Genomic DNA, 19,006 nt, shown 5'->3' on the forward strand with positions numbered 1-19,006 from the left:
TGCTAAATTAATCAGGTTTCTTATGGCTTTTAACTTCATTTGAATCTATCCTATACCGTATACGGATCTCCTCCCCCACCCTAAGCTGCACCTCCCCGTGCAGATCCGTCCGGAATATCGCCGCACCCGCTTCCTCCAGCCGCTCCAGCACACCGGCATTCGGATGGCCATACAAATTATTGACTCCGGCCGAGATTACTGCGGTAGCAGGCTCCCAGAACTCCAGCCAGGCTGCGCCCGTCGAGGTTTTGCTTCCGTGATGAGCAATTTTTAATACGTCTATAGGCCCTGCTTCCCGGATACCGGCCTGCTGCGCAGCCTGAATAATCTCTTCCTCAGCCGCTTCATCCATATCTCCCGTAAAAAGAAAGCTGCGGCCGTTCATCTCCAGCCGGAACACCACCGATTCATGATTCTGCTCCTCCACCTCCGGAAGCAGCGGCTGCGCTGCCGCCAATGGCTCCGGCCAGAGAAAATGCAGCGCCGTCGCTTTATCCGGAGCCAGCACCATTCCCTGCTGCACAGTATACAGCCGGACACCCTTGGCAATGGCCGTATTCATCAGCCTGGTGTAAGGCTCCGTATCCGCCATGGTTCCATTGAACAACAGCGCCGAGACCGGCATTCCTTCCAGCACTGCCTGCAGTCCGCCTGCGTGATCCTGGTCGCCATGGGTCAGGATCACCGCATCCAGCCGGTGAATTCCTCTCTGCTTCAGAAGCGGCAGCAAGGTTTTGGCTCCCACCTCAAACGGGCTGCGGCGGATCCGCCATTCCTCTCTGTTCCCGAAGCTTACCGTTCCGCCGCCGTCGACCAGAATATGAGCCCCCTCGGGTGTAGTAATCAGAATGCTGTCTCCCTGGCCCACATCCAGATAGTATATGGCTCCTGTGCCGTTCAGCTGTTCCGTGTAGTAACCCTTGTACAGCAGTAAACCCAGTGCCGCAGCGCATAGTGTGGCTGCATAACCACTGCCGCGCAGCCCGGATTGAACGCCCGTATAAGACGGATACGGGAATGTATCACGGACTCCCGCCGCTCCCGGTTGCGCAAGCCCAGCCAGCGGCCTGGTCTCATCCTCCATATACTGCGGGGCAAATCCCGCCTCCCTCCTCCGTATCAACGCATTAAGCAGGCCGTAGAGCAGTGCGTAATAAAGGCATATCCACAGCAAAGACGGAGAGGCCCAGATCAGCACGCCTGCTGTATACCCGTTTACCCATTCCACTGCCGCAAACGTCCAGTTGTTCAGCAGCTCTGCAGCTCCTGCAACCGCAGAAGCTCCGGCATCCCAGATTCGTCCAAGGAGCAGCGCAAGGGTGCCCAGCGGCAGAACCAGAAAAGTAATAAAGGGAACGAGCAGCAGATTAGCGATAAATGACAGCAGGGAAAACTGGTTAAAGTAGTACACCGTGAGCGGAAAGGATACCAGCTGTGCGATCAGCGTTACTGTTATGGAGCTGCCCAGCCATTTGGGGAGCCTGCCGAACAGTGGGGCTGCCAGCGGGGTATAGACCATTAATCCGGCCGTTACCAGAAAAGACAGCTGGAAGCTGACACTGAGCAGAAAATAAGGATTCCAGACCAGCATCATCAGCGCTGAAGCGGCGAGAATATTCATGCCGTCCTTCAGCAGTCCGAGCCTTGCAGCCAGCAGGGCGATCATGCTCATCAGTCCGGCACGTACAATCGATGGCCCGGCACCCGACAGCAGCACATAGACCGGCACCAGCAGCAGCGTAACGGTCAGCGCCGTTTCACGGGTAAACCGCAGGCGCCGCAGCAGAAAAAGGATGACTCCAACATAAACAGCCACATGCATCCCTGAAATGGCCAGAATATGCGTCAGCCCAAGCTGTGAGAATTGCTTGAACGTCTCAGGATCGAGATCATCCTGGAGACCGATTACAAGCCCCTTCATATAGCCGGCATGCGGTTCCTCAAATAAACGGTCCATCTCAGCGCCAAGCGCAGCACGGGCAGTATCATTCCAGCGCAGAATATTGGACAGCTGCCAGGATGCCGGGGGCATAGCCGTTACATTTGCTGTGCCCTCCCCCTTAAGCAGCCAGTGAATCCGCTGCGTCTGCAGGTACGCGCGGTAATCAAAGCCGCCAAAGTTCCGCGCTACCGGCGGCAGCTCAAGCTCTCCCGTGACGGTTACCCGGTCTCCCCGCTGCCACTGCGCCGCTGCCGCGATTTCACTCTCCGCCTGGAGCTTGATCTGCACAGCAATCCGTTCACCTGCGGGGTCTGCAGCTGCCGTTGAACCTCCCGCTGCCGGCTTGCCTGCCGCTGCCCCGTTTACATACTCTGCTGCTTGCATCTTTGCCGCTGGAGCTTCCGCAGCCTGCCCTTCCTGCCCGTCTCCTATAATCCGTGCCAGCTTCAGCGTGAAATCCACCCGGTCCCCGTCCCGCTCCACCGGCGAAGCAACAACACCTTCAGCAGTTATGTATGTCTCATTCAGCCCGGCTTCCGGCCTTCCCAGCGCCGCCGGCAGCAGGCTGACATTCCTGCCCTCGTTCCATTCCCAATACAGGGCTGACGCAGCCAGCGCCAACACAAATACAGCAGCGGTTCTCCACCGGATTCCCCCGCTGACCGCCCACAGAGCGATCAGCAGCAGACAGCCGGCAATTCCAGCCAGCAGCTGATATCCGCCAAACAAGCAGCCTGCCGCACTGCCGGCTACCCAGCAGATAGTAAAACTTAATAACGGCCTTATGTTCATTACATTTCCTCCCCTATAATGCGAAGACAGCAAAAAGAACCCCTGCCCACGCAATACTTGCGTGTACAGAGGTTCTTCCCCAGTTGCTTGCGATATTCAATTGCTGCTTCCGGTAAATCCCGTTTATTCCGAGACCGTAATCATCGTTTCCTTCGGCGGCTCATAATTCTCAAGCTGGCGGAATATAATGCCCTTTGAGCCCAGCATGGCCTCTACCTTCTTCATATCCTTGCGGTAAGGCCGCAGATAGACAATCTCGACAATACCGCTGTTGGCCAGCATATTGGCGCAGGTCCAGCACGGCTCATCCGTTACATAAACGGTACTGCCCTCACGGTCGCTCCGGTCGGTGAACAGCAGCAGATTCTGCTCGGCATGAATGGTGCGGATGCAGCGCTGCTTCATCACCATCGCTTCCACACCGTCCACGATTTCCCGCTCATATTGCTCAGAAAGCATGCAGCCGGCCTCCGAGCAATCCTGCACACCCATCGGCGCTCCGTTATATGCCGTTCCCAGCAGCTTTTTCCCTTGTACCAGCACAGCACCAACATGCCGGCGGGGGCAGCGTGAACGGGTGGAGACCATGCAGGCAATGTCCATAAAGTATGTATCCCAGTTTTTGCGGTAGGCCACAGTCATCGGCGTTTCTCCACTTTCTCTTCTTAGTTGCTCATTATTGTAACATACTGTGGCACTGTTTCAATATGATTAACCGTGGTTCCCGTTCCCGCTTTGCTGAAAGGGCTGTCTCCGCAGATCCTTAGGCCGGAGCCCGTTCTTCTTTGCCTGAGGATGCCAAAAAGAATAAGTCGCCGCCATACGCCAGGCAATACGCGGGAAATTCGGCTGAATGAACAGCGAATCCGCACTCCTCCGGGTGAGAATTGCAGCTGAGAGCTGATCCATCGCCTTGCCGAGATTCTTCAGCGGGCCTTTACCCAGCGGTACCTGGCTCAAAGATTTAAACATTTCTCCAGCCCCGTGCCCGATTGCCATACCGAAGCGGAAGCCGCAGCGGCTGCACCAGTTGCTCACAATATCCGCCGCAATGATGCACTGATGGCCTTCATAGAATCCGTTGTTGATCAATGCATATACCATCAGGTCCGGATTCCCGGGCTCCTGCTGCCGGAATTTCTCCATTTCGACCATCATCCGCAGCAAATGCGAAGGAATAGCATCAAAGTAGAGCGGAAAAGCCAGCACCAGTACGTCAGCTTCGTTCAGCTCCCGGTATTGCTCAGGCTTCAGCGGCTTCACGTTAACCCGGTACGCGTTCAGTTCGTTGCCTTCGGTGATAAGCGGCTTAAGCTTTTCCAGCAGAATCCCGGAATTGCTTGCCCCGCCCTTGGGACTGCCGTTAACCAGCGCAATTCTCATCACTGCACCTCCTTGAGGCTGTTAAGCGTATCGTGAAAAGAAACCTTGTAACCGGACGCATCCAGATTGAGCGCATTGGCCCGCACCAGTGACTTTGCCGTTTCACGTTCCGCCTCAGTCATGCCTTCCCCGTAAAAATGAACCGTGAATCTGATCTGGCGCTCATAGCGCTGCTGATGATGGGTCTCTCCGTTTTTGGTTAGAAAATAAGGCAGCACATAGGGCAGCGTCCGGTTCAAAACATTGCTGACAAACGGGCTGTAGCCACCGTACACGTTACGGCTGATGAACACGTACTCCTCACAGGCGGCAAGCCGTTCGCCCATATGCTTATAAGAATCCTTCAGCACACAGGTGCCCGGAGTACGGACCCAGCAGCCGAAGCAGCCTACGCAATGACGGATGGTTTCCTGCTCCCCTATGATTTCGTCGGTATCCCTGCTGAAGCCGCCGAGCCAGGTATTGAAATCCTGCTCCCCCAGATCATGCACGATCAGTCTCATTCTCTGTTCCTCCCGATTGAAGAATGACTTGCCATACCTCCTGCCAATTCCCCGAATAACGGACTCCGCTGCTGGATAAAAGAGAAGCTACCCCGTGGACAAGCGACCAGTAAGCCATAAGCATGGTACCGTCCCGTTCAGGCGGGAGCCCCAGACTGCGGAACAGCCGGTAGGCTGTCGTCCGGAAAACGGCAAACGGCGGGTAAGCCGGAATTCCCTCATCTCCCCCGTCCACCTGAATCGCAATGCCCGACTGAAAGAACAGAAACGGCAGATAGGCCGGATGCTGCTCAAAAAAAGCAATATAGGCTGTGCCCAGCTCCCCCATTGCTGACATCGGGTCTTCCTGTCCTTCGACAGAAGCCTGCAGGGAAACCGTAAACTGTCCGGTAACATGATCCGCCATTGCCGCAAGCAGCTGCTGGACATCCTTGAAATGACTGTACGGAGCCGCATGGCTAACTCCGCATTTGGCCGCAACCTTACGCAGGGAGAACCCGCCCAACCCTTCCTCATTAATCAGCTCAATGCCGGTTTCAATCAATGTGTTTCGTAGATCGCCATGATGGTAAGGTTTCTGATTCAAAAGATTACTGTCCCTTCTCTCAAACTTTACACTGTAAATATAACCCCTTAACTTTACAGTGTCAAGATTAAAATTACACTTTTTTCTAATTGAAAATAACCTGCCCCTCCAGCTTTTCCAGCATTTTGGGTCCGATTCCCTTTACTTTGCCCAGATCGTCCAGACTGCGAAAGGCGCCCTTGCTGCTGCGGTAATCAATAATTGCCTGGGCCTTCTTTTCACCGATCCCCGGCAGGTCCATCAGCGCTGCAGCATCGGCTGTATTCACATTAATCCTCCCGTCCGCCGCTGCGGCCGTGCTCCCTGCGGCTCCTGCAATTCCCGCTGCATCTGTTCCTCCACCGCCTGCGGTTCCCTCCGCACCCTTTCCCGCTGCATCACTACCTTTTACCGCTTCTCCACTAGCTTCAGCTCCCGACGAATCACTGCCCGCAGTTCCTGCTCCTACTGTATCCGATGCACCACTATCCTCAATTCCCGCTCTACTACTGCCATGCACCGTTTCACTGCTCCCCGCAGCTTCAGCCGTCCCGCTGTTCACAGTTCCGCTGCTCTCCACAGCTGCAGCCGTTCCTTCATTTCCGCTTGCCCCAACCGGGGCCGCATTGCCTCCTGCTTTAACTGCAGATGCTGCTTCTGCTCCCCCCTCTACCCCCAGCGCCTGCGCCATCCCGGCATTCAGTGTCTCCCAGCCTTCTATCCCCGCCACCGTTCTGTGATCTGCAGCCCAGACCAGCCCGCCACCTAGCAGCACTGCAGCAATTGCACACCCGAGCATTTTTTTGTTCATCAGCTAATCCCCTTAATTTTAATGGAATTTCATTCAAAAACTTGTGTAAACCATGTCATTTGTCCAAGACTCGCCGGCATACATTGAAGGAAGAGGATTCCTGTAAGCCCAGCAACATAAGAAAGGAGGTTACCACAGGATGAAAGTGGGATTTATCGGAACAGGCAGCATGGGCGGTCTGCTCATCGACACCTTTCTTAATTCGGGGGCGCTTGATCCATGCAATGTACTGGCCAGCAACCGCAGTCCGGGCAAGCTGCTGGAACTTCAGAAGCTGCATCCCGGATTGACTGTGTGTTCAAGCAACATTGAGACTGCGTCAGGCAGCGATATTGTTTTTCTGTGCGTTAAGCCTTTGCAGTTCAAGGCGCTGACTGATGAAATCGCTCCTTACCTGCGCAGTGAGCAGATTGTCGTATCCATTACAAGCCCTGTCCAGCTCCATCACCTGGAATCCGTTCTGCCGTCCAAAATTGCCAAGATTATTCCCAGCATCACCCATTCTGTCAAGAGCGGGACTTCTCTTTGCATCTTCGGAAGCAGGTTAAATAAAAAAGACAGGCAGTCTCTGCTTCAGCTGTTCTCATTCATTGGCGTGCCTGCGGAAATCCCTGAGAGCCATACCCGGATCGCTTCAGACTTCTCCAGCTGCGGCCCGGCCTTCCTCAGTTATTTTCTGGAACGCTGGATCGAGGCCGCTGTTTCCGCAACCGGCATTGATGAAGCGCTGGTCAGCCGGCTGGCCGGTGAAATGCTGCTCGGTACAGGCAAGCTGCTGACGGAAGGCTCCTTCACGCCCCAGGAGCTGCAGGAACGGGTTGCTGTCCGCGGGGGGATTACGGCCGAAGCGCTGAATCACCTGCGTACCAGCCTGGAAGGCGTATTCGAGCGGCTGATTACAACCACACATGATAAATACGACGAGGACGTGCAGCAGCTGGATGCTTCCTTCGGCCGTGACGGCATCGCCCAGGGTCCGCTGGACCGTTAGACAACTTATCTTTCCAACAAGTTGAAACGGTTACGCCGTCCTTAAAAGGACGGTATCCGTTTCTGCGCGAAATAGAAGGATTATTTATGCCGTGCAACCTATAAATTCTTATAATTCAAAAAACCCGCAGCACGGATTCCTCCGTAGCTGCGGGTAGAGTTGCATTCTTCGCTTAACCCACTACAATATTTACAAGCTTGCCGGGTACTGCAATGATTTTGCGGACCGTTTTGCCTTCCACAGCGGACTGCACATTAGGCAGAGCCAGTGCATGCTCTTCCATTTCCTGCTTGCCCATATCTGCTGCCACCAGTGCGCGCTGTACAATCTTGCCGTTCACCTGTACAACAATTTCCACTTCGGCATCTACTGTCCAGGCTTCGTCATAAGACGGCCAAGGCACATAGCTGATGCTTCCTTCATGTCCAAGCAGCTGCCACAGCTCTTCGGCCAGATGCGGTGCCAGCGGCGACAGCATCTGCACGAAGTGCTCAGCCGCTTCCTTGGACAGGGTTTCCTGCTTGTAGGCATCGTTGGTGAAGATCATCAGCTGGCTGATCGCTGTATTGAAGCGCAAGCCTTCGAAGTCCTCGCCGACTTTTTTCAGCGTTTTATGCCAGGTGCGTTTGAACTCGTCGGTTCCGCCGTCTGCTGTAATTTTGCTGCTCAGGCTGCCGTCCTCGTTCACGAACAGGCGCCATACGCGGGACAGGAAGCGGTGAACGCCTTCCACACCCTTTTCGTTCCATGGCTTGGTTGCTTCCAGCGGCCCCATGAACATTTCGTAGACACGCAGGGTATCTGCGCCGTAAGCGTCCACGATTTCGTCCGGGTTGATCACATTGCCGCGCGACTTGCTCATCTTCTCGTTATTGTTACCCAGGATCATGCCCTGGTTAACCAGCTTGTGGAACGGTTCCTTCGTATCCACTACACCGATATCGTACAGCACCTTGTGCCAGAAGCGGGCATACAGCAGGTGAAGCACCGCATGCTCGGCACCGCCGATATACAGGTCAACCGGCAGCCACTGTTTCTGCAGTTCAGGCGAACACAGCTCCTTATCGTTGTGCGGATCGATATACCGCAGGTAGTACCAGCAGCTGCCGGCCCATTGCGGCATCGTGTTGGTCTCGCGGCGGGCCTTCATGCCGGTCTCCGGATCAATAGTTTCCACCCATTCGGTTACGTTCGCCAGCGGGGATTCACCAGTACCCGAAGGCTTGATGGCATCCACATCAGGCAGCATCAGCGGCAGCTGGTCTACAGGCACCGTCTTCATTGTGCCGTCTTCCAGATGCAGAATCGGAATCGGCTCACCCCAGTAGCGCTGGCGGCTGAACAGCCAGTCACGCAGACGGTAGGTCACTTTGCCCTGGCCGCTGCCCTGCTCTTCCAGCCAGGCAATCATCTTCGCCATAGCTTCCTTGTTGTCCAGACCGTTCAGGAAATCAGAGTTAACATGCGGGCCGTCACCGCTGTATGCCTCTTCCTGGACATTGCCGCCCTGTACAACTTCAATGATATCCAGGCCGAACTGCTTGGCGAATTCCCAGTCACGGGTATCGTGGCCCGGAACAGCCATAATTGCCCCGGTTCCGTAGCCGGCGAGTACATAATCGGCAATCCAGATTGGCACTTTAGCGCCGCTGACCGGATTAATGGCATACGCCCCGGTGAATACGCCGCTTTTTTCTTTTGCCAGATCCGTACGCTCCAAATCACTCTTGCGGGCTGCCTTGTCACGGTATTCCGCTACGGCAGCAGCCTGTGCTTCCGTTGTAATCACATCAACCAGCTTGTGCTCCGGCGCCAGTACACAGTAGCTTGCACCGAACAGTGTATCCGGACGGGTTGTGAATACTTCCAGGCTTGCATCATGACCGTCGATCGCAAAGTTGACTTCCGCACCGGTCGATTTGCCGATCCAGTTGCGCTGCATATCCTTGATGCTCTCTTCCCAGTCCAGCTCATCCAGGTCCTCGAGCAGGCGTTCCGCATACTCGGTAATTTTCAGAATCCACTGGCGCATCGGTCTGCGTACAACCGGATGGCCGCCGCGTTCGCTTTTGCCGTCGATAACCTCTTCATTCGCAAGTACCGTTCCCAGCGCTTCACACCAGTTCACCGACACTTCGGCAACATAAGCCAGACCGCGGTTATACAGCTGGATAAAAATCCACTGGGTCCATTTGTAATATTCCGGATCCGTTGTACTGATCTCGCGGTCCCAGTCATAGGAGAAGCCCAGCGATTTGATCTGGCGGCGGAAATTATCAATGTTCTTAACGGTAATGTCACGCGGGTGCTGCCCGGTATCCATGGCATACTGCTCTGCCGGAAGGCCGAAGGCGTCCCAGCCCATCGGATGAAGCACATTATAGCCGCGCATCCGCTTGTAGCGGGAGATAATATCTGTCGCTGTGTAACCTTCCGGATGGCCTACATGCAGGCCTGCACCCGAAGGATACGGGAACATATCCAGCGCGTAAAATTTCGGTCTGTCCGCATCTTCACCTGTCTTGAACGTTTTGTTCTCATCCCAGAATTTCTGCCATTTCGGCTCGATGGTCTGGGCACGGTAGCCGGCTCCGGCTGCTGTGCTTGTTTGGTTTTCGCTCATCTCTTATTTTCCTCCTTGAAGTCCTACTGACTGTAACAAAAAAACCTCCCATCCCCAGCGTATAAACGCTAGGGACGAGAGGTCTGAATTCCCGTGGTACCACCCTAGTTAGCAGCCGGACATGCTATGTCTGCCGCTCACTTTGACACCCTCTATCGGGGGTGAGCCGACGGCGGTTCACACACTGGCCTGCAATTGGATCATTACAGAACCCGCGGCTTGCGCCATTACTCCGAGGTGAGTTCATCCGCTTCGTTAACCGGCTTGCACCTGTACACCGGCTCTCTGAGCTAACGTCCAGCGAACTAATACTCCTCATCATCGATAACTATTTTGTGAAGCAATCGTAATATTACACAATATTATATACAAATTATTTGCCGATAGTCAACGTTTTTGCCGCCCTAAACCGGCTTGCGCCGGATATAGTAGGTAAACAGGTGCTGAATCACAACTTTTCCGGCGGCAAAGACCGGTACCGCGAGAATTAGTCCGATCATTCCGGCCACTTCACCGCCGACCAGCAGGGCAAAAATAATCAGCAGCGGATGCAGATGCAGCCTCCGTCCTACAACCTGGGGAGAGATGACATTGCTCTCCAGCATCTGGCACAGCGTATTTACAACTGCAACCAGCAGCACAAGCCGCATAGAGATTGTCGTGGCCATCACGATCGCCGGAGCAGCCCCGAGAAACGGGCCCATGTAGGGGACGATGTTAAATACAGCCACCACGCAGGCAAACAGCAAAGCATAAGGCATGCCCACAATCACGTAGCCGATATAAGCCAGCACGCCGATAATGAGGCAGACCAGAAACTGTCCGCGGATGTAATTGCCCAGCGCATCATCAATGTCCTTCAGCAGCTTGACAATCGATCTGCGGCGGGAGCGGGGAAGACAGGATACCACAGTCCGTTCAAACACATCGAAATCCTTCAGGATATAGAACACCAGAAACGGCACGATAAACGCATTGAACAGAACCCCGATCGTAGATCCGATATTATCGAGAAAATGGGAGATCCCCCCTGCCAGCCGGTTCTCCAGCTGATAAAACCAGTTGTTCATCCCTGTCTCTACCCCCGGCGGGATCAGTCTGGTATTCATGCTGCGCATCAGCCCCTGGGCGTGCAGGGTCATTTCCGGCAAATGCTCATTCAGCTCCTCAAGCTGCTCAATAAACATCGGAATCAGGTTGATGGCGATCACGGCAAGCGTGGTCAGGAATACCGTATAGATCAGCAGCACAGCCACACTGCGCGGCATCTTCCGGCCGGCCAGCATGCTGACCACCGGGTTCAGAACGTAAGATATAATCATGGCAGCCAGGAATGGCGCCAGAATGGCTTTTAAGAATACAAAAATCCCCTGCAGCATCGGACGGAGCAGCCAGACAAAGTATAGGATAATCAGGGTCAGCAGTACTCCTATCATCCAGCGGAACCACTTGCTCTGCGACCATTGCTCCACGATTGCACCTCCTTGACACACAATCCTCATTCATTAGCCGCCGATTTCGGACAGGCTCCGTGATAAGTATATGTATACCGGCTGCAAAATAACCGCAGAATTCTGCAAGCACCGCAAGCAAGAGCTCATTGCTTCTTAACCAATCAGCGTATCCGCAAAAAAAAGCGCCAAAAACCCTCAGCATTCACAATGCTGAAAGGAAATTGACGCTTTAGAATTCTTCATATGTACCCGCTAATTAACGCCTAGCGAGAACGTAAATCAGGAGGATGCGTGGATTTGCGGGAAATCCTGAGCAATTTCTTCGCCTGAGAACAGATCGTCAAGCGAACTGAGCGTGCCGTCTTCTTCAACCTGATAAACCGACATTTTTTCACCATTGACCGTTAGTTCAATAAAACAGCCCCAGCAGTAGAACTGGTGTGAACCGATCTTGCCGATATCCTTGGAGTTGCAGTTTGGACACTTCATATAATACATTCCACCTATCCGTTAACAATATTAATGGCTTTCTGTAGCCGTTCTTCGCTCATCGCAGGAACCAGTACGGCATTCTCACCGATGGACATCTCTTCAGAACAAGGCAGCCATTTGCGGCCTTCTATCAAATCCGTTACAAGCCCGTCACTGATTTCCAGCGCTACTATTGTGTTTCCCAACTTCTGGTCAAAATAAACATCCGATATTCGTCCCAGGTTACTTCCTGATGTCGTCAATACCTGAAGATCCTTCAGTTTGTTCTTTCCCAAAAGAAAAGTATATGGTATATGGTCAGTGTCGGCCTTAACAATCGACTCTTTATTGCGAATCATGATAGCATCTTCGCCATATGCGACAATATCTTCCCATGCCACAACTTTCACATGACTGGAAAAAAAAGTTTTGCCTTCCAGTTCAATACCCGTAATATTCCAGTTTGAATCGAGAACACAATCGACAAGCTTGCCGACTTCGTTACCTTCTTCAACTTCATATACAGTGAGGCCAATCAAATCCTGAAGTTTCATGACTGTCAAAGTCTCCCCACTCTGAGTGTACTTACGAGTTCCCTTGAGCCGAAAAGACCTTTATTCGTTGGAACAGCCACAGGAACTAAAGTAACCCCTAGCCCTATTTACGCAGCCGTTTCAGAATGGTTTCAACTTTTTGGGCAACGTACTCCATTTCTTCCTTAGTATTACCCAAACCAGAGCTAAAACGAATCGCTGAGCGCAAAAGTTCTGACGGAAGCTTCATAGCCTGCAGCACATGAGAGATTTCTAGTGATCCGGAGGTGCAGGCCGAGCCGCTGGCGGCGGCGATCCGCTCCATATCGAGATTCATCAGCATCACATCTGTATCCGCTCCGGAGAAGCTGACGTTCAGAATGCCCGGCAAAAAATGCTGCGGGTTGCCGTTGACGGCATATCCGCTTTGTCCTATACGCTTTTCAAGCTCTGCCAGCAGTGTGCCGCGCAGCTCCAGGGCATGTTCCCGCCGCTGCTCCAGCCCCTTGGCTGCCAGCTCCACCGCCTTGGCAAATCCGGCTGCACCGGCCAGGCTCTCTGTTCCGGCCCGTCTGCCCCGTTCCTGCAGGCCGCCGTGCTGCCTTGGATGCAGGGGAGCTCCACGCCGGACATAGAGTCCGCCGATGCCCTGCGGACCGTTGATTTTGTGCGCGCTAAAGCTCATATAATCCACCGGCAGCTCGCGCAGCGTAATCGGTACCATGCCGAGGGCTTGTACAGCATCAACGTGGAAGAGGACTCCCCGTTCTGCTGCCAGCCTGCCGATTTCTTCAACCGGCTGAACCGTTCCAACCTCATTATTGGCAAACATCACACTGATCAGTACCGTGTCTTCCCTCAGGGCTGCCTCAACATCCGAAGCCGACACCCTTCCTGTGGAATCTGCCGGGAGATAGGTGATGGAATAGCCCTGCCGCTCCAGTTCCTCGCAGGTATGCAGGACCGCATGATGTTCAATAGCAGTGGTAATGATATGTTTACCTTTCTGTACAGTGGCGGCAGCAGCGCCCAGCAGTGCCAGGTTGTCGCTTTCTGTGCCGCCGCTGGTAAACACCCATTCATCCGGTGCACAGCCCAAAAAGCCCGCGATAGTATCGCGCGCGCCGTTAACAATTCTTTTGGCGGACCGTCCGGAATGATGCACGCTGGACGCGTTGCCGTATTCTTCAGTCAGTATATGGTATATGACCTTGGCCACCTCCGGATGAACCGGGGTTGAGGCGGCATGGTCCAAATAGATGGATTTCATATTTGATTCTCCGCTTCTTGAGATTAAATTAAGGATTTCTTGAGGCTTCTCGATTATACTGCTGAATGCTGCCTTTTACCACCCGCCAAAGAACACAATGTTGTAACATTTGCAGCAGGCGGACCGCCATGCTTCATGCTATGCATCTGCAGTGCCGCTCTGCTGAATAGAATTACGCTGTTTCGTCTATTTTATGATGTAAAAGACTGCAGCAGCTCTTCCAGCCTTTCCGGCAGCTCCTGCTCGGAGATGACCCGGATTCCGTTTCTGCGCAGCAGCGCGGCAGTAACACCTTCACCGGCGATTTTTACGCCTGTAAAGTCTCCGTTATAGATCATTCTACTGCCGCAGGACGGGCTGTTTTGCTTAAGCACTACAATAGAGGCGCTGCATTTGCGGGCTGTTTCCAGCGTGATGCGTGCACCTTCCAGATACATTCCGGTGACATCATTCCCAGACCGGTCTATTACTCTGGCTTTGCCGTCCAGCACATCCGCACCGGTCCCGCCGCTAATTTCTGCCGGTTCCCGCGGTGTAGAGAATCCGCCCAGCAGCTCTGGACAAACCGCTGCCGCCCGGCCGCTGTCAAACAGCTCCTTTAGACTGTTTTCCAGACAATCCGTTCCATTATATCTTACCTTCATTCCTGCCAGACAGGAGCTTACAAGAATCATAAAACGTATTCCCTCCCTTAACTTCACGTATGTCCGCAGCATGAATTATAATAACAAATAGTTTCGGCGTAAATACAGGAGGTGCTTTGAGCATGTGCGGAAGATATACGATTACTGTAAGCTTGGACGAATTAATGCTGAGGTATTTTATAGAGGGTACACCGCTGGTTAACTACACCCCCAAGTATAATGCCGCTCCGGTGCAGCTAATTCCGGCAGTCATCCATGACGGAACCCGCAACCGGCTGGGTGAGCTGCGCTGGGGGCTGGTCCCCTCCTGGTCCAGGGATGACAAAGGCGGCAGCACACGGATTAATGCCCGCGCTGAAACGCTGCTGGAGAAGGCTTCCTTCAAAGGGCTCATCCGCTCGCGGCGCTGTATCATTCCTGCAGACGGCTTTTATGAATGGAAGCAGGGGTCGGAAGGGAAGCAGCCGATGCGGATCGTGCTGCCGGAACGCCGGATTTTTTCACTAGCCGGACTGTATGATATTCGGGTTGATGAGGAAGGAAACAGGCTGAGTACGTGCACAATCATCACCACAGAGCCCAACAGCCTGATGGCAGACATTCATAACCGGATGCCCGTGATCCTTACTCCTGAAGCCGAGACACAGTGGCTCGACCGCAGCAACGAGGATATCCCGTCTCTGCTCCGGCTGCTCCAGCCTTATGATAGCTCACAGATGCGCGCTTATCCGGTATCAGCAGCTGTAGGCAACGTACGAAATGACTATCCGGAGCTTATTAAGGAAGCCTAAAATCTTAAATTTTTAAGGGTGCTCTTCTGGAGAGTTTCCCTTTTTTCGCATTATGCCCTAAACTACATAAGAAGGTTGTATGACTTCCGGGTCATACGCCGGTGCTAATGCCTGCAAATTCTCTCTGTAGTGAAACATTACAACTTTGTCAAATATCAAATTTTACGTGTAAACTGCAGGCAGTTGGTTTAATAAAGCACATAGCATTTTAAACAGCATACAGTAAGAGGAGACCATATTTTGCAAACTTCAAAACTTCAACAAGCGATCGCTGAAGGAGCTCTGCTCGAAATCCATCTAATCAGCGGGGAAACGTATAGAGGCACAGGTGAAAAAGGCTATTCGGCAGACTCCTTTGAGCTCAAAACGGACAAAGGCTTATTAAGCCTGCCGTTCTGGACGGTTAAGCGCTACAAAAGATTATAATCTGCATCCCTGCAATCCTCCCGCTCACACCCTCACCATTATCTTCCTCCATCTAAAATCCGGTAACTCCCCAACCCTCAGCGGACCAAAAAAAAGACCCCGCCGGCAACCGGCAGGGTTTCAAGAGGGACATGAACGAACATTACATACTTTTGGGGATAGGCTAAGTTTAACACCGATTTGTTCTCTGAGTGTCAGGCACAGGTAAGAAGAACGTAAACTCTCTCAGGCAAAAAAGGAGCCCCGCCGGCGTCCGGCAGGGCCTGAAGAAACTATACAAAAAAGGGGATGTGCTTACTATAACCCACTTAGCTTAACCCCTGATGAAATAATGCTGAGGGCCTGCTTAAAGTGTGCCGTCTTTTTTCTTTTTGTGCTGCTTGGCTGTGCCCAGTGTTGTTCCCGGCGGGAAGACTCTGAACCTGCTCTTCGAAATGCCGATCTGCTGTGAGGTATAAATCCCGCTGTGTCCGGAAAATAAGTAGCTCACCAGACAGGCAATAAAAAAGTACACCGCCCCTTCTCCCCCGAACAATTCTATCCCCATCAAGAAACAGGCGACCGGCGTATTGGCAGCACCGCAAAACACAGCGATAAATCCGAGTCCGGCCAGGAAAGGGGCATATAAATGCAGCATTTCTGCTATCGCATGGCCTAAAGTAGCACCAATGGCAAACAACGGGGTGACCTCCCCGCCCTGAAAGCCGGCTCCAAGTGTAAGCGAGGTGAACACCAGCTTGCCCAGAAAGGCAAACGGTGTGACCTCTCCGGTAAAGGAAGATTCTATCAGCGGCAGCCCCAGTCCGAGGTAATCCCTCGTTCCCAGTACATATACAAGAATGATGACCACTACACCGCCCACGGCGCTTTTTAGTACCGGATTACGGAACAGGCGGGTATAACCGCGTTTCAGCACATGAGTCAGCTCACTAAACAGTGTCCCTGTCAGCCCGAAGAGAACCGAAGCCAGCACAACCTTGAGCAGTACAGGCATAGTGAGTGCCGGAATCTCCCCTATCGGATAATGCACATGGCTAATGCCCCAGAAAGAAGCCGCAGTAAGGTTTCCGACAAAGCTGGCTATAAAAGCGGGAATAAGCGCTTCATGGCTGATCAGCCCGATGGCGAGCACCTCCAGTCCGAACACAGTGCCGGCCAAAGGCGTTCCAAAAATCGAGCCGAATCCCCCGCTGATCCCGCATATAAGCAGAATTCTGCGGTCAACGGGCTTTACTCTGAGCAGCCGTCCAAACCACTCCGCCAGGCTACCGCCCATTTGTACGGCCGTCCCCTCACGGCCTGCCGATCCGCCGAACAGATGGGTAATCAAAGTTCCGAATAATACGAGCGGCGCCATTCTCAGGGGTACGGCTTCACTGTCTGTCTGAATCTGTTCCAGAATCAGATTGTTCCCTTTTGAACTGCTGCCTCCGTATTTAGAATACAGATAGCTGACCAGCGCACCTCCCAGCGGAAGCAGAAACAGCAGCCACGGATTGGCCATCCTGATCCCTGTCACGTAGTCCAGGCTTTTCAGAAAAAAAGCGGATGCAGTGCCGGCTAGCACCCCCACTCCGCTGCCGAGCACAATCCATTTCAACAGGGTTCCCCAGGCCGCGGCAAACCACCATTTTTCAATAATATCAGATCCTTTTTGCCTCCACGGTGCCATCGCCGTTCTTCCCCTCATATAAAGTCGTACATAAAAAATAGACTCCTACCAGGAACACGCTTCACTGGTAGGAGTCATTAGCCTTTCGGCAGTTAATGGCGAACTCCATCGCCCTTATTATCGTATATTATTCTAATGTTTCGGTGGAAAAACGTCAATGGTAAAGAGCAGCGGGAGTTCCGCCCAAAGGCCGGTTCTTAAATGTAGAACATGTAGTTATCGGCTTTGCTCTCTTCTTTATAATTAATCAGATCGGACAAGGTAGTGGAGTCCAGCACATCGGCGATGCTGTCGCGGATGCGCAGCCAGAGATCACGCTTGGCCGGATCGTCCTCTTCGGTGAAATCGACCGGTGAGATCGGCCCTTCCAGCACACGGATGATATCTCCTGCTGTAATGGTCGCAGAATCACGCGACAGGATATATCCGCCGTAAGCTCCGCGGATGCTCTTAACGAGCCCGGCATTGCGCAGCGGGGCAATCAGCTGCTCCAGATAATGCTCGGACAATCCGTTTTTTTCGGCAATGCTTTTCAGGGAGGTTGGACCCTCGCCGAATTTCAGGGCAAGCTCCATCATAATAGTTAATCCGTAACGTCCTTTTGTTGATATTTTCAAAGGGGCACCTCTTTCGGTTTAATTGCTGTAGTTGTAGTTCACAATAAGCTAAGTAGACATTATGAGAAATGTCATATCAACGTATTCCGATGTTTGCTCTATGCTTATGTTATCATATCTGCGGACACATTTGCAGCGTTTAAGTCATTTTTTTGGCGGAATGTTCGCGAGTGGTGGACAAATTGTCAAAATCTCCGCTGTTTCTGTACCAAATTCCTTAGTCCTTAGGCAGTTAACAGTAGACAGGTATGTTATAATACGAAATGAGCCGGGTGTTCAGTTCAAATACCGGTATTTTGTGCATAGAAAATGGTGATGGGAATGACAAAGGCAAAACAGGATACCCGTGTCGTCGTCGGCATGTCCGGGGGAGTCGATTCCTCCGTTACGGCGCTTCTGCTCAAGCAGCAGGGCTACGACGTCATCGGTATCTTTATGAAGAACTGGGACGATACAGACGAATTCGGAGTGTGTACTGCCGAGACCGACGCCGAGGATGTGCGCCGCGTTTGTGAGCAGATTGATATTCCTTACTATACCGTTAATTTCGAAAAGGAATACTTTGATAAAGTCTTTTCCTATTTCCTCGAAGAATATAAGGCAGGCCGTACCCCTAATCCGGATGTCATGTGTAACCGGGAGATCAAGTTCGGGGAATTCCTGAACAAGGCGCTGCAGCTTGGTGCGGATTATGTGGCAACCGGCCATTATGCCCGTGTGGTTGAAGAAGACGGGGTGTTCAAGCTGCTGCGCGGCGTGGACAACAATAAGGACCAGACCTACTTCCTGAATGCCCTGAATCAGAGCCAGCTGTCGAAGGCCATGTTCCCGATCGGACATCTGCCTAAGCCGGAAGTTCGGAGAATTGCTGAGGAGGCCGGCCTGTATACCGCGAAGAAAAAAGACAGCACCGGCGTATGCTTCATCGGCGAACGTAACTTCCGCGAATTCCTCAGCCAGTACCTGCCGGCACAATCGGGAGATATGGTTGATATTTCCACCGGCGAAGTGAAGGGCCGGCATGACGGCCTGATGTACTACACACTGGGACAGCGTCAGGGTCTGGGAATCGGTGGCTCCGGTAACGGTGAACCCTGGTTCGTAGCCGAAAAGGATCTGGAGAAGAATATTCTCTATGTTGTACAGGGGGACAAGCACCATAGCCTGTATTCCGACAGCCTGGTTGCCTCCGGCGTGAACTGGATTGACGGCCGGACACTTACGCCTGGCGATGCACCGCTGAAGTGTACCGCCAAGTTCCGCTACCGCCAGCCTGACCAGGGCGTTACGCTTACTGCCCGTGAAGACGGCAGCCTGGATGTCCTGTTCGATGTGCCGCAGAAGGCCATCACACCGGGACAGGCCGTAGTCTTCTACCTGGACGAGCAGTGCCTGGGCGGCGGAACCATCGAAGCGGCGCAGAAGGTTGTGCCGCAGCCGCAGGGATAACACGAGCGCGGGTTAGGCCTTATTGAAAGCTTGACCTCCCCGTTCAGCGCCAGCTACACTACCAATTCT

At 53.1% G+C, this 19,006-nt stretch carries 18 protein-coding genes and 1 riboswitch; of the genes, 4 read left to right on the forward strand and 14 right to left on the reverse strand.

Annotated elements, in window-relative coordinates; all coding sequences use genetic code 11:
• Window positions 1–7 precede the first annotated feature (7 nt).
• From AC4G46_RS24820 to AC4G46_RS24845, 6 genes are all read right to left on the reverse strand, one after another.
• Window positions 8–2,734: a ComEC/Rec2 family competence protein gene (locus tag AC4G46_RS24820; protein ID WP_491125059.1), complete on the reverse strand. Its 2,727-nt coding sequence runs from the start codon at window positions 2,732–2,734 to the stop codon at window positions 8–10.
• Between the two features lie 123 nt (window positions 2,735–2,857).
• Window positions 2,858–3,376, reverse strand: a complete 519-nt coding sequence (locus tag AC4G46_RS24825) for a deoxycytidylate deaminase (protein WP_491125060.1) — start codon at window positions 3,374–3,376, stop codon at window positions 2,858–2,860.
• A 69-nt stretch (window positions 3,377–3,445) separates the two neighbouring features.
• Entirely contained in the window at window positions 3,446–4,117 is a 672-nt protein-coding gene (locus AC4G46_RS24830) for a flavodoxin family protein (RefSeq protein ID WP_491125061.1), read from the reverse strand.
• Complete coding sequence (locus AC4G46_RS24835) at window positions 4,117–4,620, reverse strand: flavodoxin family protein (RefSeq protein WP_491125062.1); 504 nt, start codon at window positions 4,618–4,620, stop codon at window positions 4,117–4,119. Before AC4G46_RS24835 ends, AC4G46_RS24830 begins: the two co-directional genes overlap by 1 nt.
• Window positions 4,601–5,206 carry a TetR/AcrR family transcriptional regulator gene (locus AC4G46_RS24840; RefSeq protein ID WP_491125063.1) on the reverse strand — a complete coding sequence of 202 codons (606 nt, stop codon included), beginning with the start codon at window positions 5,204–5,206 and terminating at the stop codon, window positions 4,601–4,603. The genes AC4G46_RS24835 and AC4G46_RS24840 overlap by 20 nt, the downstream gene beginning before the upstream one ends.
• 85 nt (window positions 5,207–5,291) lie before the next feature.
• On the reverse strand, window positions 5,292–5,996 hold the full coding sequence (locus AC4G46_RS24845) for a ComEA family DNA-binding protein (RefSeq protein WP_491125064.1): 705 nt from the start codon (window positions 5,994–5,996) through the stop codon (window positions 5,292–5,294).
• Between the two features lie 139 nt (window positions 5,997–6,135).
• Between AC4G46_RS24845 and comER the strand changes: the two genes are divergently transcribed.
• Window positions 6,136–6,987: a late competence protein ComER gene (comER, locus tag AC4G46_RS24850; protein ID WP_491125065.1), complete on the forward strand. Its 852-nt coding sequence runs from the start codon at window positions 6,136–6,138 to the stop codon at window positions 6,985–6,987.
• A gap of 172 nt (window positions 6,988–7,159) precedes the next feature.
• Here the strand turns inward: comER and leuS are convergent, their stop codons facing one another.
• The 6 genes from leuS to AC4G46_RS24880 form a co-directional block, all read right to left on the reverse strand.
• The gene (leuS, locus tag AC4G46_RS24855; protein WP_491125066.1) at window positions 7,160–9,610 is read right to left on the reverse strand and encodes a leucine--tRNA ligase; all 2,451 of its coding nucleotides are present in this window, start codon (window positions 9,608–9,610) and stop codon (window positions 7,160–7,162) included.
• Window positions 9,611–10,014: 404 nt separating this feature from the next.
• Window positions 10,015–11,082, reverse strand: a complete 1,068-nt coding sequence (locus AC4G46_RS24860) for an AI-2E family transporter (protein WP_491125067.1) — start codon at window positions 11,080–11,082, stop codon at window positions 10,015–10,017.
• Window positions 11,083–11,343: 261 nt separating this feature from the next.
• The gene (locus AC4G46_RS24865; protein WP_042179559.1) at window positions 11,344–11,553 is read right to left on the reverse strand and encodes a YrzR-like zinc ribbon domain; all 210 of its coding nucleotides are present in this window, start codon (window positions 11,551–11,553) and stop codon (window positions 11,344–11,346) included.
• 14 nt (window positions 11,554–11,567) lie between these two features.
• Window positions 11,568–12,089: a PRC-barrel domain-containing protein gene (locus AC4G46_RS24870; RefSeq protein ID WP_491125068.1), complete on the reverse strand. Its 522-nt coding sequence runs from the start codon at window positions 12,087–12,089 to the stop codon at window positions 11,568–11,570.
• Between the two features lie 103 nt (window positions 12,090–12,192).
• Window positions 12,193–13,338 (reverse strand): cysteine desulfurase family protein, encoded by a 1,146-nt coding sequence (locus tag AC4G46_RS24875; RefSeq protein WP_491125069.1) that lies wholly within the window; start codon window positions 13,336–13,338, stop codon window positions 12,193–12,195.
• A 191-nt stretch (window positions 13,339–13,529) separates the two neighbouring features.
• The gene (locus tag AC4G46_RS24880; RefSeq protein WP_491125070.1) at window positions 13,530–14,012 is read right to left on the reverse strand and encodes a 2-thiouracil desulfurase family protein; all 483 of its coding nucleotides are present in this window, start codon (window positions 14,010–14,012) and stop codon (window positions 13,530–13,532) included.
• Between the two features lie 92 nt (window positions 14,013–14,104).
• Here AC4G46_RS24880 and AC4G46_RS24885 point away from each other — a divergent pair, with 92 nt between their 5' ends.
• Together AC4G46_RS24885 and AC4G46_RS24890 are read left to right on the forward strand one after the other, a co-directional pair.
• Entirely contained in the window at window positions 14,105–14,773 is a 669-nt protein-coding gene (locus AC4G46_RS24885) for an SOS response-associated peptidase (protein ID WP_491125071.1), read from the forward strand.
• 240 nt (window positions 14,774–15,013) lie between these two features.
• Window positions 15,014–15,199, forward strand: a complete 186-nt coding sequence (locus tag AC4G46_RS24890) for a hypothetical protein (RefSeq protein ID WP_491125072.1) — start codon at window positions 15,014–15,016, stop codon at window positions 15,197–15,199.
• Between the two features lie 346 nt (window positions 15,200–15,545).
• Here the strand turns inward: AC4G46_RS24890 and AC4G46_RS24895 are convergent, their stop codons facing one another.
• Window positions 15,546–16,871 carry a voltage-gated chloride channel family protein gene (locus tag AC4G46_RS24895; RefSeq protein ID WP_491125073.1) on the reverse strand — a complete coding sequence of 442 codons (1,326 nt, stop codon included), beginning with the start codon at window positions 16,869–16,871 and terminating at the stop codon, window positions 15,546–15,548.
• A 61-nt stretch (window positions 16,872–16,932) separates the two neighbouring features.
• A riboswitch (Fluoride riboswitch) is annotated at window positions 16,933–16,993 on the reverse strand.
• Window positions 16,994–17,068: 75 nt separating this feature from the next.
• On the reverse strand, window positions 17,069–17,488 hold the full coding sequence (cymR, locus tag AC4G46_RS24900) for a cysteine metabolism transcriptional regulator CymR (RefSeq protein ID WP_277471788.1): 420 nt from the start codon (window positions 17,486–17,488) through the stop codon (window positions 17,069–17,071).
• Between the two features lie 321 nt (window positions 17,489–17,809).
• Here cymR and mnmA point away from each other — a divergent pair, with 321 nt between their 5' ends.
• Window positions 17,810–18,937: a tRNA 2-thiouridine(34) synthase MnmA gene (gene mnmA / locus AC4G46_RS24905; RefSeq protein WP_491125074.1), complete on the forward strand. Its 1,128-nt coding sequence runs from the start codon at window positions 17,810–17,812 to the stop codon at window positions 18,935–18,937.
• The last annotated feature ends 69 nt before the right edge of the window (window positions 18,938–19,006 follow it).

It is taken from the genome of Paenibacillus sp. fava2, from assembly GCF_058313675.1.

Excerpts from the sequence above, each read along its gene's own strand:
- AC4G46_RS24825 (WP_491125060.1), bottom strand. The coding sequence starts at position 3,376 with ATGACTGTGGCCTACCGCAAAAACTGGGATACATACTTTATGGACATT.
- AC4G46_RS24865 (WP_042179559.1), bottom strand. The coding sequence starts at position 11,553 with ATGAAGTGTCCAAACTGCAACTCCAAGGATATCGGCAAGATCGGTTCA.
- leuS (WP_491125066.1), bottom strand. The coding sequence starts at position 9,610 with ATGAGCGAAAACCAAACAAGCACAGCAGCCGGAGCCGGCTACCGTGCC.
- AC4G46_RS24830 (WP_491125061.1), bottom strand. The coding sequence starts at position 4,117 with ATGAGAATTGCGCTGGTTAACGGCAGTCCCAAGGGCGGGGCAAGCAAT.
- AC4G46_RS24845 (WP_491125064.1), bottom strand. The coding sequence starts at position 5,996 with ATGAACAAAAAAATGCTCGGGTGTGCAATTGCTGCAGTGCTGCTAGGT.
- comER (WP_491125065.1), top strand. The coding sequence starts at position 6,136 with ATGAAAGTGGGATTTATCGGAACAGGCAGCATGGGCGGTCTGCTCATC.
- AC4G46_RS24880 (WP_491125070.1), bottom strand. The coding sequence starts at position 14,012 with ATGATTCTTGTAAGCTCCTGTCTGGCAGGAATGAAGGTAAGATATAAT.
- AC4G46_RS24820 (WP_491125059.1), bottom strand. The coding sequence starts at position 2,734 with ATGAACATAAGGCCGTTATTAAGTTTTACTATCTGCTGGGTAGCCGGC.
- AC4G46_RS24870 (WP_491125068.1), bottom strand. The coding sequence starts at position 12,089 with ATGAAACTTCAGGATTTGATTGGCCTCACTGTATATGAAGTTGAAGAA.
- mnmA (WP_491125074.1), top strand. The coding sequence starts at position 17,810 with ATGACAAAGGCAAAACAGGATACCCGTGTCGTCGTCGGCATGTCCGGG.
- AC4G46_RS24875 (WP_491125069.1), bottom strand. The coding sequence starts at position 13,338 with ATGAAATCCATCTATTTGGACCATGCCGCCTCAACCCCGGTTCATCCG.
- AC4G46_RS24835 (WP_491125062.1), bottom strand. The coding sequence starts at position 4,620 with ATGAGACTGATCGTGCATGATCTGGGGGAGCAGGATTTCAATACCTGG.
- AC4G46_RS24895 (WP_491125073.1), bottom strand. The coding sequence starts at position 16,871 with ATGGCACCGTGGAGGCAAAAAGGATCTGATATTATTGAAAAATGGTGG.
- AC4G46_RS24885 (WP_491125071.1), top strand. The coding sequence starts at position 14,105 with ATGTGCGGAAGATATACGATTACTGTAAGCTTGGACGAATTAATGCTG.